We start from the raw sequence: 13,417 nt of genomic DNA on the forward strand, positions 1-13,417 counted from the left end.
GCCGGCCGTGAGACGAGTCAGAAACCGTTGATGTAGGCGAAGGACATGCGAAAGGTCCGGCGTAGAGGGTAAGACCCCCGTAGCTGAAACATTGACGGCTCGTTTGAGAGACACCCAAGTAGCACGGGGCCCGAGAAATCCCGTGTGAATCTGGCGGGACCACCCGCTAAGCCTAAATATTCCCTGGTGACCGATAGCGGATAGTACCGTGAGGGAATGGTGAAAAGTACCGCGGGAGCGGAGTGAAATAGTACCTGAAACCGTGTGCCTACAAGCCGTGGGAGCGTCGCGCATCGAGCTTGCTCGGTGCGTCGTGACTGCGTGCCTTTTGAAGAATGAGCCTGCGAGTTTGCGGTGTGTTGCGAGGTTAACCCGTGTGGGGAAGCCGTAGCGAAAGCGAGTCCGAATAGGGCGTTTTAGTAGCACGCTCAAGACCCGAAGCGGAGTGATCTAGCCATGGGCAGGTTGAAGCGGAGGTAAGACTTCGTGGAGGACCGAACCCACCAGGGTTGAAAACCTGGGGGATGACCTGTGGTTAGGGGTGAAAGGCCAATCAAACTCCGTGATAGCTGGTTCTCCCCGAAATGCATTTAGGTGCAGCGTCGTGTGTTTCTTGCCGGAGGTAGAGCACTGGATAGGCGATGGGCCCTACCGGGTTACTGACCTTAGCCAAACTCCGAATGCCGGTAAGTGAGAGCACGGCAGTGAGACTGTGGGGGATAAGCTCCATGGTCGAGAGGGAAACAGCCCAGAGCATCGACTAAGGCCCCTAAGCGTACGCTAAGTGGGAAAGGATGTGGAGTCGCAGAGACAACCAGGAGGTTGGCTTAGAAGCAGCCACCCTTGAAAGAGTGCGTAATAGCTCACTGGTCAAGTGATTCCGCGCCGACAATGTAGCGGGGCTCAAGCGTACCGCCGAAGTCGTGTCATTCCAGCATTAAGGGCCAACGCCTGCTGGGATGGGTAGGGGAGCGTCGTGTGCCGGGTGAAGCAGCCGCGGAAGCGAGTTGTGGACGGTTCACGAGTGAGAATGCAGGCATGAGTAGCGATACACACGTGAGAAACGTGTGCGCCGATTGACTAAGGGTTCCTGGGTCAAGCTGATCTGCCCAGGGTAAGTCGGGACCTAAGGCGAGGCCGACAGGCGTAGTCGATGGACAACCGGTTGATATTCCGGTACCCGCTTTGAAACGCCCAATACTGAATCAGGCGATGCTAAGTCCGTGAAGCCGGCCCGATCTCTTCGGAGTTGAGGGTAGTGGTGGAGCCGACGAACCAGACTTGTACTAGGTAAGCGATGGGGTGACGCAGGAAGGTAGTCCAGCCCGGGCGGTGGTAGTCCCGGGGTAAGGGTGTAGGGCGTGTGGTAGGTAAATCCGTCACACATGAGTCTGAGACCTGATGCCGAGCCGATTGTGGCGAAGTGGATGATCCTATGCTGTCGAGAAAAGCCTCTAGCGAGTTTCATGGCGGCCCGTACCCTAAACCGACTCAGGTGGTCAGGTAGAGAATACCGAGGCGTTCGGGTGAACTATGGTTAAGGAACTCGGCAAAATGCCCCCGTAACTTCGGGAGAAGGGGGGCCATCACTGGTGATTGGATTTACTCCATGAGCTGGGGGTGGCCGCAGAGACCAGCGAGAAGCGACTGTTTACTAAAAACACAGGTCCGTGCGAAGCCGTAAGGCGATGTATACGGACTGACGCCTGCCCGGTGCTGGAACGTTAAGGGGACCGGTTAGCTGACTTTCGGGTCGGCGAAGCTGAGAACTTAAGCGCCAGTAAACGGCGGTGGTAACTATAACCATCCTAAGGTAGCGAAATTCCTTGTCGGGTAAGTTCCGACCTGCACGAATGGCGTAACGACTTCTCGACTGTCTCAACCATAGGCCCGGTGAAATTGCACTACGAGTAAAGATGCTCGTTTCGCGCAGCAGGACGGAAAGACCCCGGGACCTTTACTACAGTTTGATATTGGTGTTCGGTTCGGCTTGTGTAGGATAGGTGGGAGACTTTGAAGCAGCCACGCCAGTGGTTGTGGAGTCGCCGTTGAAATACCACTCTGGTCGTGCTGGATGTCTAACCTGGGTCCGTGATCCGGATCAGGGACAGTGTCTGATGGGTAGTTTAACTGGGGCGGTTGCCTCCTAAAGAGTAACGGAGGCGCCCAAAGGTTCCCTCAGCCTGGTTGGCAATCAGGTGTTGAGTGTAAGTGCACAAGGGAGCTTGACTGTGAGACCGACGGGTCGAGCAGGGACGAAAGTCGGGACTAGTGATCCGGCAGTGGCTTGTGGAAGCGCTGTCGCTCAACGGATAAAAGGTACCCCGGGGATAACAGGCTGATCTTCCCCAAGAGTCCATATCGACGGGATGGTTTGGCACCTCGATGTCGGCTCGTCGCATCCTGGGGCTGGAGTCGGTCCCAAGGGTTGGGCTGTTCGCCCATTAAAGCGGTACGCGAGCTGGGTTTAGAACGTCGTGAGACAGTTCGGTCCCTATCCGCTGCGCGCGTAGGAATATTGAGAAGGGCTGTCCCTAGTACGAGAGGACCGGGACGGACGAACCTCTGGTGTGCCAGTTGTCCTGCCAAGGGCATGGCTGGTTGGCTACGTTCGGAAAGGATAACCGCTGAAAGCATCTAAGCGGGAAGCCTGCTTCGAGATGAGTATTCCCACCCCCTTTGAGGGGTTAAGGCTCCCAGTAGACGACTGGGTTGATAGGCCAGATGTGGAAGCCCGGTAACGGGTGGAGCTGACTGGTACTAATAGGCCGAGGGCTTGTCCTCAGTTGCTCGCGTCCACTGTGTTGTTCCCGGGTTGCGAACAGTCGCACCGGTTGAACAGCTTCACTACTTAATTGAAAAGTGTGCTTGTTCGCTAGAACCCGATAGGGTTTCGGTGGTCATTGCGTTAGGGAAACGCCCGGTTACATTTCGAACCCGGAAGCTAAGCCTTTCAGCGCCGATGGTACTGCAGGGGGGACCCTGTGGGAGAGTAGGACGCCGCCGAACAATCTTTCAAGGACTCTTGGTCCCAGCGTTCATGCTGGGACCAAGGGTTCTTTTTTGTTTTGTCGAAGCGCGTCGGGTGGCCGACTGCGCGAGAATGTGTGTAGTACCCGAAGACAGGAGTTCCACCCATGTCCACCAACTCTCCCGACGATCGTTCGGAGCGCGAGCCGCATCGCCGGGACGGTGGTGACCGGGGCGGGTTCCGGGGTGGTCGTGACGACCGGTCCGGAAGCCCGCGTCGGGACAACGACCGTGGTGGCAACCGCCGTGACGACGGCCGGCCGACGAGCGGCGGTGCCGGTGGTGGCTTCCGTCGCGACGACCGTGATCGCGGGCCGCGGCGTGACGACAGCCGTGGCGGTGGTTCCGGTGGTGGGTTCCGTCGTGATGACAGCCGCGGTGGCGGTTCCGGCGGCAGGTTCCCCCGGGACGATCGTGGTGGTTCCGGTGGTGGGTTCCGTCGTGATGACAGCCGTGGCGGTGGCTCCGGTGGTGGGTTCCGTCGGGATGATCGTGCGCCGCGTCGTGATGACGACCGTGGTGGGCGTCCCGGTGGTGGCTTCGAGCGCCGTGACGACCGGCCGCGTGGGCCCCGTCGCGACGACGACAGCCGCAGTGGCGGCTTCCGCCGTGACGACAGCCGTGGCGGCGGTGCCGGTGGTGGGTTCCGTCGTGATGACAGCCGGCCCTCGAGTGGCGGTGACCGGGGCGGGTTCCGCCGCGACGATCGTGGTGGCTCCGGTGGTGGGTTCCGCCGTGACGACAGCCGCGGTGGCGGTTCCGGCGGCGGGTTCCGCCGCGACGATCGTGGTGGTTCCGGTGGTGGGTTCCGTCGTGATGACAGCCGTGGCGGTGGCTCCGGTGGTGGGTTCCGTCGGGATGATCGTGCGCCGCGTCGTGATGACGACCGTGGTGGGCGTCCCGGTGGTGGCTTCGAGCGCCGTGACGACCGGCCGCGTGGGCCCCGTCGCGACGACGACAGCCGCAGTGGCGGCTTCCGCCGTGACGACAGCCGTGGCGGCGGTGCCGGTGGTGGGTTCCGTCGTGATGACAGCCGGCCCTCGAGTGGCGGTGACCGGGGCGGGTTCCGCCGCGACGACAGCCGTGGCGGCGGTGCCGGCAGGTTCCCCCGTGATGATCGTGCGCCGCGGCGTGACGACGACCGTGGTGGGTACCGCGGCGGCCCGCGTCGTGATGACGAGCGCGGTGGGCGTCCCGGTGGTGGCTTCGAGCGTCGTGAGGACCGGCCGCGTGGGCCGCGTCGCGACGACGACAGCCGCGGTGGCGGCTTCCGCCGCGACGACAGCCGTGGCGGCGGTGGATACCGCGGGCAGCGGGACGACCGTGACCGCGGGGGCTACCGCGGGCGGGACGACCGTGGTGGCTTCGAGCGGCGCGACGACCGGGACCGTGAGCCGATCAGGCGGCTTCCGATTCCCGACGACGTCACCGGTGACGAGATCGACAAGGACGTGCGCCAGGAGCTGCTGAGCCTGCCGAAGACCCTGGCCGAGGATGTTGCCCGGAACCTCGTCATGGTTGCCCGGCTCATCGACGAGGACCCCGAGCAGGCGTATGCGTACTCGCGTATCGCGCTGCGGCTGGCCTCGAGGGTGGCTGCCGTGCGTGAGGCGGCCGGTTTTGCCGCGTACGCGACGCAGAAGTACTCGGAGGCCCTGGCCGAGTTCCGGGCGGCGAAGCGGATGACCGGTTCCGTGGAGCTGTGGCCCGTCATGGCCGACTGCGAGCGTGGGCTCGGGCGCCCCGAGCGGGCGATGGCCATGGCCGGCGAGCCCGAGGTGCAGAAGCTGGACAAGGCCGGACAGGTCGAGATGCGGCTCGTGGCAGCAGGGGCCCGTAGGGACATGGGGCAGATCGATGCCGCCATCGTCACCCTGCAGAGCTCCGAGCTGGCCTCGAACGCCGTGCACCCGTGGACGCCGCGACTGCGCTATGCGTACGCGGATGCGTTGCTGGCCGCAGGGCGTGAGGACGAGGCGCGCGAGTGGTTCGCGAAGACCGTCGAGGCCGACAAGGACGGCTCCACCGATGCGTCGGACCGGCTCGCCGAGCTGGACGGCGTCGAGTTCGTCGACGCTCTCGACGACGACGACGCTGCCGAAGGTGACGTCGACGGCGAAGGTCCGGCGGACCAGGCGTAAGGCATGAGAAGAGGGCGGCATCCCGACAGGGGTGCCGCCCTCTTTTTGTTCTCCGGCCTCAGTCGAGAGTGAGGCTGCGCAGGACCAGGCCCGTGGCAGGCTTGGGGCCGAACGACGTCGACTTGCGGGGCATGGTGACGCCCTGTTGGGCCAGCTCCCGGACGACTTCTTCGCGTACCGGATGCATCAGGACCGCGGTGGCGTCGTTGCGCTCGGCCTGTTCCACGGCTGCCGCCGTGTCGTGTATGTACGCAATGCGTTCCGGGGTGTCGGGGATCTGCCATACGTGCTCGAGAAGGGTCGCGTGCAGGACCGTCGCGTCGAGTGTGCGCCAGGCGAGTGGACGGTCGGCCGGAATCGTGCGGGCCAGCAGCGCTTCGTCGGGTTGGTCGACGAGGTGGAAACGGCCGTCGCCGGCGAGCAGGAACGCGTTGCCTTCGGCGGCCGCCCCGGCGAGGGCGTCGAGGGCGGCGGGGAGCGGTCCCTCGATGTCCCGGACGCGGAAGGCGCCGTTCAGTGCGGCCAGTGCGTCGGCGACCGGGAGACCGTGCAGCAGTCGGTGGATGGCGCGGACCCGGAGCGGGTAGCGCGCCGTGTCGACGAGGAGGACCAGGCCGAAGTCCCAGGGGCCGGGGGCGGTGTGTTCCTGCTGGAGCCTGAGGTAGGTGGCCCAGCGGTGGTGACCGTCGGCGATGAGCGCCTGGTGGCGGGCGAGATCGGATGCGATCTCGGACCGGTCGGCCGGGTCGGTGACCGCCCAGAGCCGGTGGCTGTAGCCGTCCTCCGTGGTGGTGGCGAGCAGCGGCGGCCGGTGGATGGTCCGTTCGATGACGGCGGTGACACCCGTCGCACGGCCCTCGCTGCGGTAGGTGAGCAGCAGCGGCTCGAGATGGGCGGCGGTGGACCGCATCAGGTTCGCCCGGTCCTCGACGACATGGGCCATCACGTCCTCGTGCGGCAGGACGATGCCGTCGGCGGGTGCGGAGAGCGCCAGCGCACCGACGATGCCGCGCTGCAGGATCTCCCCGTTGCGCTGCTCGTAGACGTAGAGGGCCGGCTCGGGCTCGGGAGCGAGTATGCCCTCGGCGAGCCACCGGTTCAGGGTCTCGGCGGCCTGCTCGTTGCGTGCGGTGGCCGTGTCGGCCTGCGGCAGTATCAGCCGGACGATGTTGTACGGGTCCGCGGATTCCAGGTGGTGCAGCCCGTCGGGGCGCACGACGACGTCATACGGCGGTGAGGTCACCGCGGCAAGGCTGCCTACCCGCTCGGGGACGTAGCGCAGCCCACGGAACGGGATCAGGCGCAGTCCCTGGCCAGTGGGACCTGGTGTGTTCATTTCTGCATCGTATGTGCGTTGCGGCGATGAGCGATGATCGGGGGAGCGGCATGCAATGAGGAGCGCAGAAAATATGAGTCAGGCGAGCAGGACCAGGCCGAGCGGGAGCAGTACCGCACTGAGCGAGGCGTACGACACGGCTCTGCTCGATCTCGACGGGGTGGTGTACGCGGGTGGCCTTGCGATCGCCCATGCCGTCGACTCACTGATTGCCGCGCGGCACGGCGGGATGCATCTCGCGTACGTGACCAACAACGCGCTGCGCACCCCGGCCGCGGTCGCCGGGCATCTGACCGAGCTCGGGGTGCCGGCCGAGCCCGCCGATGTGATCACCTCGTCTCAGGCGGTGGCCCGGCTGATGGCGGATCAGCTGCCCGCCGGGGCGCGGGTGCTCGTGGTCGGGGGAGAGGGGCTGAGGGTTGCGCTGGTCGAGCGCGGCCTGGTGCCGGTGGAGTCGGCTGACGACGATCCGGTGGCGGTGGCACAGGGGTACGGCGGTCCCGACATGACCTGGGGACGGTTCGCGGAGGCTGCGTACGCGATTGCCCGTGGGGTGCCGTGGTTCGCGTCCAACACCGATCTCACGATTCCGAGTGCGCGGGGGATCGCGCCGGGCAATGGTGCGGCGGTCGAGGTCGTGCGGCTCGCCACCGGTGCCGAGCCGCAGGTCGCCGGGAAGCCGCTGCCTCCGATGCACCGGGAGACCGTGCTTCGGACCGGCGCGAAGCGGCCGCTGGTGGTGGGGGACCGGCTGGACACGGACATCGAGGGTGCGTTCAACGGCGGCGTGGATTCGCTCCTCGTGCTCACTGGGGTGACGGACGCGGCGCAGCTGGTGGCGGCCGAGCCCAGGCATCGGCCGACCTATGTCGATGCGGACCTGCGGGGACTGCTGACCGGGCAGCCCGAGGTGACCGGGACCGGTGGTGCGTTCGGCTGCGGCGGCTGGACGGCGGCGGTGCGCGGCGACGAGCTGGTGCTGGAGGGCGACGGAGACGTGCTCGACGGGCTGCGGGCGCTGTGCGGGGCTGCCTGGTCGTACGCGGGCGAGGGTGCCTGTGGGCTGGATGCGGGGAAGGCGGTCGCCAGGCTCGGGCTGTAGGACGGCGTCCGGGATCCCCTACTCGGCGGGCGTGTCCGGGAGTTCGCCGGGTGGGAGGATCCGCATGGGATGAATCGGGCGTAAGCGGCGCTGTGTTGTGCGTGGGGGATCCGGCAGGTCGGTAACTTTGGAGGGTAGGCTAACCTAACCTCGTGTTGGTTGAGAGTCCGCCGGAGCCGAGCGCAGGTCCGATAGCCGCGCCGGCGAAATCCGCGTCCCCAGGGCGCCCCGCGATGCGCGCGGTGGGGCTGGTGGCTGCCGTGTTCGCGTTGGCGCTGGTCTGCCTCGCGAGCATCGCGATCGGCGCCAAGGCGCTGCCGCTCGCCGATGTCTGGCACGGCCTGTTCCATGCCTCGGGGACCCATGGCGATGTCCTCATACAAGACATGCGTATCCCGCGGACCGTGCTCGGGCTGATCGTCGGCAGCGCGCTCGGCCTCGCCGGTGCGGTGATGCAGGCGCTGACCCGCAACCCGCTGGCCGAACCCGGACTGCTGGGGGTCAACGCGGGTGCCTCGGCGGCCGTCGTGTCCGCCATCAGCTTCCTCGGCGTCACCTCGCTGACCGGGTACGTCTGGTTCGCGTTCCTCGGCGCCGCGGTCGTGTCGGTGGTGGTGTATTTCCTCGGCGGCAGCCGGTCCGCGACGCCGGTCCGGCTCGCGCTGGCCGGGACCGCGGCCAGTGCCGCGCTGTTCGGCTACGTCTACGCCGTGCAACTGCTGGACGCGGCGGCGCTCGACCGGCTGCGGTTCTGGACGGTCGGGTCGCTGGCCTCGGCGAACATGGAGACGGTCGGCAAGGTGTGGCCGTTCATCGCCGTCGGCGTCGTCCTCGCTCTGCTCATCGCCCGGCCGCTGAACGCCCTGGAGATGGGCGACGACACCGCCAGGGCACTCGGCGCCCACCTGGTCCGCACCCGCGCACTCGCGATGCTCGCCGTCACCCTGCTGTGCGGGGCGACGACCGCCGCCTGCGGGCCGATCGTCTTCATCGGGCTGATGGTCCCGCACCTGGTGCGCGCGCTCACCGGGCCCGACCTGCGGTGGATCCTGCCGTACGCGGCTGTGCTGTCGCCGGTGCTGCTGCTCGGCGCGGACGTGGTGGGGCGGGTGATCGCCCGGCCGGCCGAACTGCAGGTCGGCATCGTGACCGCGCTGCTCGGCGGGCCCGTCTTCATCCATCTCGTACGTCGCAAGAGGATGGCTCAGCTGTGAAGGCTTTGAAGCGTGCGGGGGCGGCTCGGTCGGTGCGGGCCGTGCGGACCGGCGGCGGTTTCTCCCTCCGGGTGGACGTCCGGGCTTCCGTGGTGCTCGTGGTGCTTGCCGCGGTGGCGGCCGTGGCCGGGGTCGTGCTCATCGGCAGCGGCGACTACTCGATGACTCCCGGCGAGGTCGTGAGCACGCTGTTCGGGCACGGCACCTTCCAGCAGGAGTTCATCGTCACCGACCTGCGGCTCCCGCGGGTCCTCGTCGGTCTGCTGGTCGGAGCGTCGCTCGGGATCGGCGGCGCCGTGTTCCAGACCATCTCCCGCAACCCGCTCGGCAGCCCCGATGTGCTCGGCTTCGGCCAGGGCGCCACGGTCGGAGCCCTGACGGTGATCGTCCTTTTCCAGGGCGGGGCCACGGCGGTCGCGGGCGGTGCGGTGGCCGGCGGGCTGGTGACCGGGATCGCCGTCTATCTGCTGGCGTGGAAGCGCGGCGTGCACGGCTACCGGCTGGTGCTCGTCGGCATCGGCGCAGCCGCGATGCTCACCGCCGCCGCCCAGTACCTGATCACCAAGGCCAACCTGGTCGACGCGACCCGCGCCGTCGTCTGGATGACCGGCTCGCTGGACGGGCGTGACTGGGCGCAGGTCTGGCCGCTGCTGGCGGTGTGCGGACTGCTCGTTCCGCTGGTGCTCGGGCACGGGCGGGCGCTTCGCATGATGGAGATGGGTGACGACGCCGCGTACGCCCTGGGTGTACGGGTGGAACGCACCCGGTTCGTTCTCATGGTCTGCTCCGTGCTCCTCGTCGCCGTCGCCACCGCCGCCGCGGGCCCCATCACCTTCGTCTCACTGAGCGCCCCGCAACTGGCCCGCCGGCTCACTCGCTCGCCGGGGCCCAACCTGTTGGCGGCCGCCTTCATGGGCGCGGCGCTGCTGCTCGTGGCCGACTGGATCGCGTTGGACGCCTTCGGCGACCGGCAGCTGCCGGTCGGCATCGTCACCGGGGTGCTCGGCGGCTGCTATCTGCTGTGGTTGCTGGTCACCGAGCGCAAGGCGGGGCGGATATGAGGACCCGCCCGGCGGCGGATCCGCCCCATGACGCCAGAACATCGATGACCCTTCCCACCGACTCCGGGAGTACGACCATGCAGCGCCTCACCGCGGACTCGGTGACCCTCGGCTACGACCAGCGGGTCATCGCGGAGAACCTCTCGGTCGAGATCCCCGACAACTCGTTCACCGTGATCGTCGGCCCCAACGCCTGTGGGAAGTCCACGCTGTTGCGGGCGCTGTCCCGGATGCTCAAGCCGAGCCGGGGGCAGGTGCTGCTCGACGGGCAGTCGATCCACGCGATGCCCGCGAAGAAGGTGGCGAAGACGCTGGGGCTGCTGCCGCAGTCCTCGATCGCGCCGGACGGCATCACGGTCGCCGACCTTGTCGCACGCGGCAGGTATCCGCACCAGGGGCTGCTGCGCCAGTGGTCCCCGCAGGACGAACGCATTGTCGAGGAGTCGATGGCGTCCACCGGCGTTTCCGAGCTTGCGGATCGCTATGTCGACGAATTGTCCGGTGGGCAGCGGCAGCGTGTCTGGATCGCGATGGCACTCGCCCAGGAGACGCCTCTGCTGCTGCTCGACGAGCCGACGACGTACCTCGACATCCAGCACCAGATCGATGTCCTCGACCTCTGCGCGGAGCTGCACGAGACGCGGGGCCGCACCCTGGTCGCCGTGCTGCACGATCTGAACCACGCTGCGCGCTACGCCACGCATCTGATCGCGATGCGAGAGGGCCAGGTCATTGCCGAGGGCGAGCCGGGGGACGTCGTGACGGCGGAGCTCGTGGAGCGGGTGTTCGGGCTGCGGTGTCAGGTGATCGACGATCCGGAGACGGGGACGCCGTTGGTGGTGCCGGCTGCGCGGGACGCGCGCCGTACACGGGTGGCCGATTCGGTGGGTGCCTGAACGGGGACGGGGTAGCCGTGAGTTGGGTCGCGCGGCACCGGGGGCACGCTTCGTCCTCGGTCTCCCCCGGCCTCAAGGGCAGGGGAACCCCCTCGACGGACTCGAGTGTGCTCGGCGTGGGGGCTGATTCGGGGGTTGTGAGCTGCTGTCGGTGTGACGTGCCCTCGAGCGCCAGGGCCGTGGTTACAGCAGCGCTTTGAGGCGCAGCAGGTCCCGGAAGCCCGCTTCCAGGCGCACTCGTCCCGAGCCCCAGGCCCTTGCGAAGTTCAGTTCGCCGTTCACCATGGCCACCAGGTCGTCGCCGGTCATGGCGAGACGGATCTCGGCCTTGTCCGCCGGCGGGCCCTGGACCGTGTCCAGTACCTGGATCCGGCCCTCGCTGAGCCTGCCGGTGAAGGTGATCCCGAGGTCCTTGATGTGACAGCTCAGCGAGCGGTCCAGGGCAGCAGCGCTGCGCACGTCGCCCCCGGCCGTCATGAGGTTGTCGGAAAGTCTGTCGAGTGCGCTGCGGCACTCCGCCATGGTCGCCATCGTGATCGACGGTACCTCAGCCCTTCGCGGTAGCGTTTCCGCATGAGCGACATGATGCCGGAGCCCGGGACGGTGCCCGGGGAGCAGGAGGGGACGTCCGCGCCCGCCCCCGACCCCGCCGCGCCCGCACCCCTCGGCGTCGCGCGCACCCCCACCGGGAACGCCGAGGTGGACGCCCGCCTGGAGCGGCTGGCCGATGCGGACCACCTCCCGGCGGACGGGCACATCGAGGTGTACGAGGATGTACACCGCGGGCTGCGCGATGCGCTGACCGCGCTGGACACCCGGCCCGCACCCGCACCGGTACCCGCACCGATGCCCTCGTACAACAACAGGAGCTGAACCGAACGTGGCAGGAGTGGCACGTCGCCGCCTCGACGCCGAGCTGGTACGCCGTAATCTCGCCCGCTCGCGCGAGCACGCGAGCCAGCTGATCGCCGCGGGGCGGGTGACCGTCGGCGGCAACACCGCGACCAAACCCGCCACCCAGGTCGAGACCAGCGCCGCGGTCGTCGTCATCAAGGACGACAGCGACCCCGAGTACGTCTCACGCGGCGGTCACAAGCTCGCGGGCGCCCTCGCCGCCTTCGTACCCCTCGGGCTGAAGGTCGAGGGGCGGCGGGCGCTGGACGCAGGAGCGTCGACTGGAGGCTTCACCGACGTACTGCTGCGGGCCGGAGCCGGCCATGTCCTCGCCGTCGACGTCGGCTACGGGCAACTCGCCTGGTCACTGCAGTCCGATGAACGCGTCACCGTCAAGGACCGTACCAACGTGCGGGAACTGACCCTGGAGGAGATCGACGGGAAGGCGGTGGACCTGGTGGTCGGCGATCTGTCGTTCATCCCGCTGGGTCTCGTGCTGCCCGCTCTGGCGCGCTGCGCCGCCCCCGACGCGGACCTGGTCCTGATGGTCAAGCCGCAGTTCGAGGTCGGCAAGGAGCGGCTCGGCAGCGGTGGTGTGGTGCGCAGCCCGGAGCTGCGGGCCGAAGCGGTACGGGAGGTGGCGCGCCGGGCCTGGGCGCTGGGGCTGGGAGTGCGCGGGGTGACCGCGAGCCCGCTGCCCGGGCCGTCCGGCAACGTCGAGTATTTTCTGTGGCTGCGGGCCGGAGCACCTGAGCTGGATCCCGCGGATGTCGACCGTGCAGTGGCGGAGGGGCCTCGTTGACGACGAATGCGGCACGAACTGTCTTTCTTTTGGCACACACCGGCCGGCCGGCCGCGATCCGCAGCGCGGAACTCGTCGTGCAGGGGCTGCTGCGCAGCGGACTCGGTGTACGGGTTCTTGCCGCGGAGGCCGCCGATCTGCCGCTCCCGCCGTCCGTGGAGACGGTGGAGGACGCCACGCCCGGGGCCGTGGACGGCTGTGAGCTGCTGGTCGTGCTCGGCGGGGACGGGACGCTGCTGCGCGGCGCCGAGATCTCCCGTGCCTCCGGGGTGCCGATGCTCGGCGTCAACCTCGGCCGGGTCGGCTTCCTCGCCGAGGCCGAGCGCGACGACCTGGACAAGGTGGTCGACCGGGTCGTCACCCGCGCGTACGCGGTCGAGGAGCGCATGACGATCGATGTCCTCGTGCACAGCAACGGCGACGTCGTCCACACCGACTGGGCGCTCAACGAAGCGGCCGTGCAGAAGGTGTCGCCCGAGCGGATGCTCGAGGTCGTCCTGGAGATCGACGGCCGGCCGGTCACCGGCTTCGGCTGTGACGGGATCGTCTGTGCGACGCCGACCGGCTCGACGGCGTACGCCTTCTCGGCCGGCGGACCGGTCGTCTGGCCGGAGGTCGAGGCGCTGCTGATGGTCCCGATCAGCGCCCATGCCCTGTTCGCCAAGCCGCTCGTGACGTCGCCGACCTCGGTGCTCGCCGTCGAGGTCCAGCCGCACACGCCGCACGGTGTGCTGTGGTGCGACGGGCGCAGGACGGTGGAACTGCCGGCCGGTGCACGGGTCGAGGTGCGGCGCGGGGCGGTGCCCGTGCGGCTGGCCCGGCTGCACCATGCCTCGTTCACGGACCGGCTGGTGGCGAAGTTCGCGCTGCCGGTGTCGGGGTGGCGGGGCGCGCCGCACTGACCGCGGTGGGGGCCGGCGAGCGCGCCGGGACGCCGGCTC

At 67.9% G+C, this 13,417-nt stretch carries 10 protein-coding genes, 2 rRNA genes and 1 pseudogene (1 of these 13 running past the window's edge); 11 read left to right on the forward strand and 2 right to left on the reverse strand.

All coding sequences use genetic code 11. From position 1 onward, the window contains the following. The 4 genes and pseudogenes from OG878_RS30430 to OG878_RS30445 all read left to right on the forward strand — a co-directional run. Positions 1 to 2,784 (forward strand): 23S ribosomal RNA (locus tag OG878_RS30430) (it extends 341 nt beyond the left edge of the window). Between the two features lie 108 nt (positions 2,785 to 2,892). After that, positions 2,893 to 3,009, forward strand: a 5S ribosomal RNA gene (gene rrf, locus OG878_RS30435). A 533-nt stretch (positions 3,010 to 3,542) separates the two neighbouring features. Beyond that, positions 3,543 to 4,178 (forward strand): annotated as a pseudogene (locus OG878_RS42360) (tetratricopeptide repeat protein); the annotation flags it as partial. 318 nt (positions 4,179 to 4,496) lie between these two features. Further along, on the forward strand, positions 4,497 to 5,171 hold the full coding sequence (locus tag OG878_RS30445) for a tetratricopeptide repeat protein (protein WP_328891437.1): 675 nt from the start codon (positions 4,497 to 4,499) through the stop codon (positions 5,169 to 5,171). Positions 5,172 to 5,229: 58 nt separating this feature from the next. On the opposite strand, the gene OG878_RS30450 is transcribed toward OG878_RS30445, so the two are convergent. Continuing rightward, positions 5,230 to 6,507, reverse strand: coding sequence for a DUF1015 domain-containing protein (locus OG878_RS30450; RefSeq protein WP_328889735.1), 1,278 nt, complete (start codon positions 6,505 to 6,507; stop codon positions 5,230 to 5,232). 73 nt (positions 6,508 to 6,580) lie between these two features. Between OG878_RS30450 and OG878_RS30455 the strand changes: the two genes are divergently transcribed. The 4 genes from OG878_RS30455 (at position 6,581) to OG878_RS30470 (ending at position 10,780) form a co-directional block, all read left to right on the forward strand. Beyond that, positions 6,581 to 7,609 (forward strand): HAD hydrolase-like protein, encoded by a 1,029-nt coding sequence (locus OG878_RS30455; protein WP_328889736.1) that lies wholly within the window; start codon positions 6,581 to 6,583, stop codon positions 7,607 to 7,609. 233 nt (positions 7,610 to 7,842) lie between these two features. Further along, the gene (locus OG878_RS30460; RefSeq protein ID WP_328889737.1) at positions 7,843 to 8,823 is read left to right on the forward strand and encodes a FecCD family ABC transporter permease; all 981 of its coding nucleotides are present in this window, start codon (positions 7,843 to 7,845) and stop codon (positions 8,821 to 8,823) included. Then, positions 8,820 to 9,884, forward strand: a complete 1,065-nt coding sequence (locus OG878_RS30465) for a FecCD family ABC transporter permease (protein WP_328889738.1) — start codon at positions 8,820 to 8,822, stop codon at positions 9,882 to 9,884. The genes OG878_RS30460 and OG878_RS30465 overlap by 4 nt, the downstream gene beginning before the upstream one ends. Positions 9,885 to 9,961: 77 nt before the next feature. Beyond that, positions 9,962 to 10,780 carry an ABC transporter ATP-binding protein gene (locus OG878_RS30470; protein WP_328889739.1) on the forward strand — a complete coding sequence of 273 codons (819 nt, stop codon included), beginning with the start codon at positions 9,962 to 9,964 and terminating at the stop codon, positions 10,778 to 10,780. Positions 10,781 to 10,963: 183 nt separating this feature from the next. Here the strand turns inward: OG878_RS30470 and OG878_RS30475 are convergent, their stop codons facing one another. Then, positions 10,964 to 11,311: an SCP2 sterol-binding domain-containing protein gene (locus OG878_RS30475; RefSeq protein WP_328889740.1), complete on the reverse strand. Its 348-nt coding sequence runs from the start codon at positions 11,309 to 11,311 to the stop codon at positions 10,964 to 10,966. Between the two features lie 42 nt (positions 11,312 to 11,353). Here OG878_RS30475 and OG878_RS30480 point away from each other — a divergent pair, with 42 nt between their 5' ends. From OG878_RS30480 to OG878_RS30490, 3 genes are read left to right on the forward strand one after another with little or no spacing between them, the layout of a single operon-like run. Then, complete coding sequence (locus tag OG878_RS30480; protein WP_328889741.1) at positions 11,354 to 11,653, forward strand: hypothetical protein; 300 nt, start codon at positions 11,354 to 11,356, stop codon at positions 11,651 to 11,653. Between the two features lie 7 nt (positions 11,654 to 11,660). Beyond that, complete coding sequence (locus OG878_RS30485) at positions 11,661 to 12,476, forward strand: TlyA family RNA methyltransferase (protein ID WP_328889742.1); 816 nt, start codon at positions 11,661 to 11,663, stop codon at positions 12,474 to 12,476. Next, on the forward strand, positions 12,473 to 13,378 hold the full coding sequence (locus OG878_RS30490; protein WP_328889743.1) for an NAD kinase: 906 nt from the start codon (positions 12,473 to 12,475) through the stop codon (positions 13,376 to 13,378). The genes OG878_RS30485 and OG878_RS30490 overlap by 4 nt, the downstream gene beginning before the upstream one ends. Positions 13,379 to 13,417: the final 39 nt, after the last annotated feature.

Origin of the sequence: Streptomyces sp. NBC_00316, assembly GCF_036158715.1 — a bacterium.
In the GTDB taxonomy this organism is placed as follows: Bacteria; Actinomycetota; Actinomycetes; order Streptomycetales; family Streptomycetaceae; genus Streptomyces.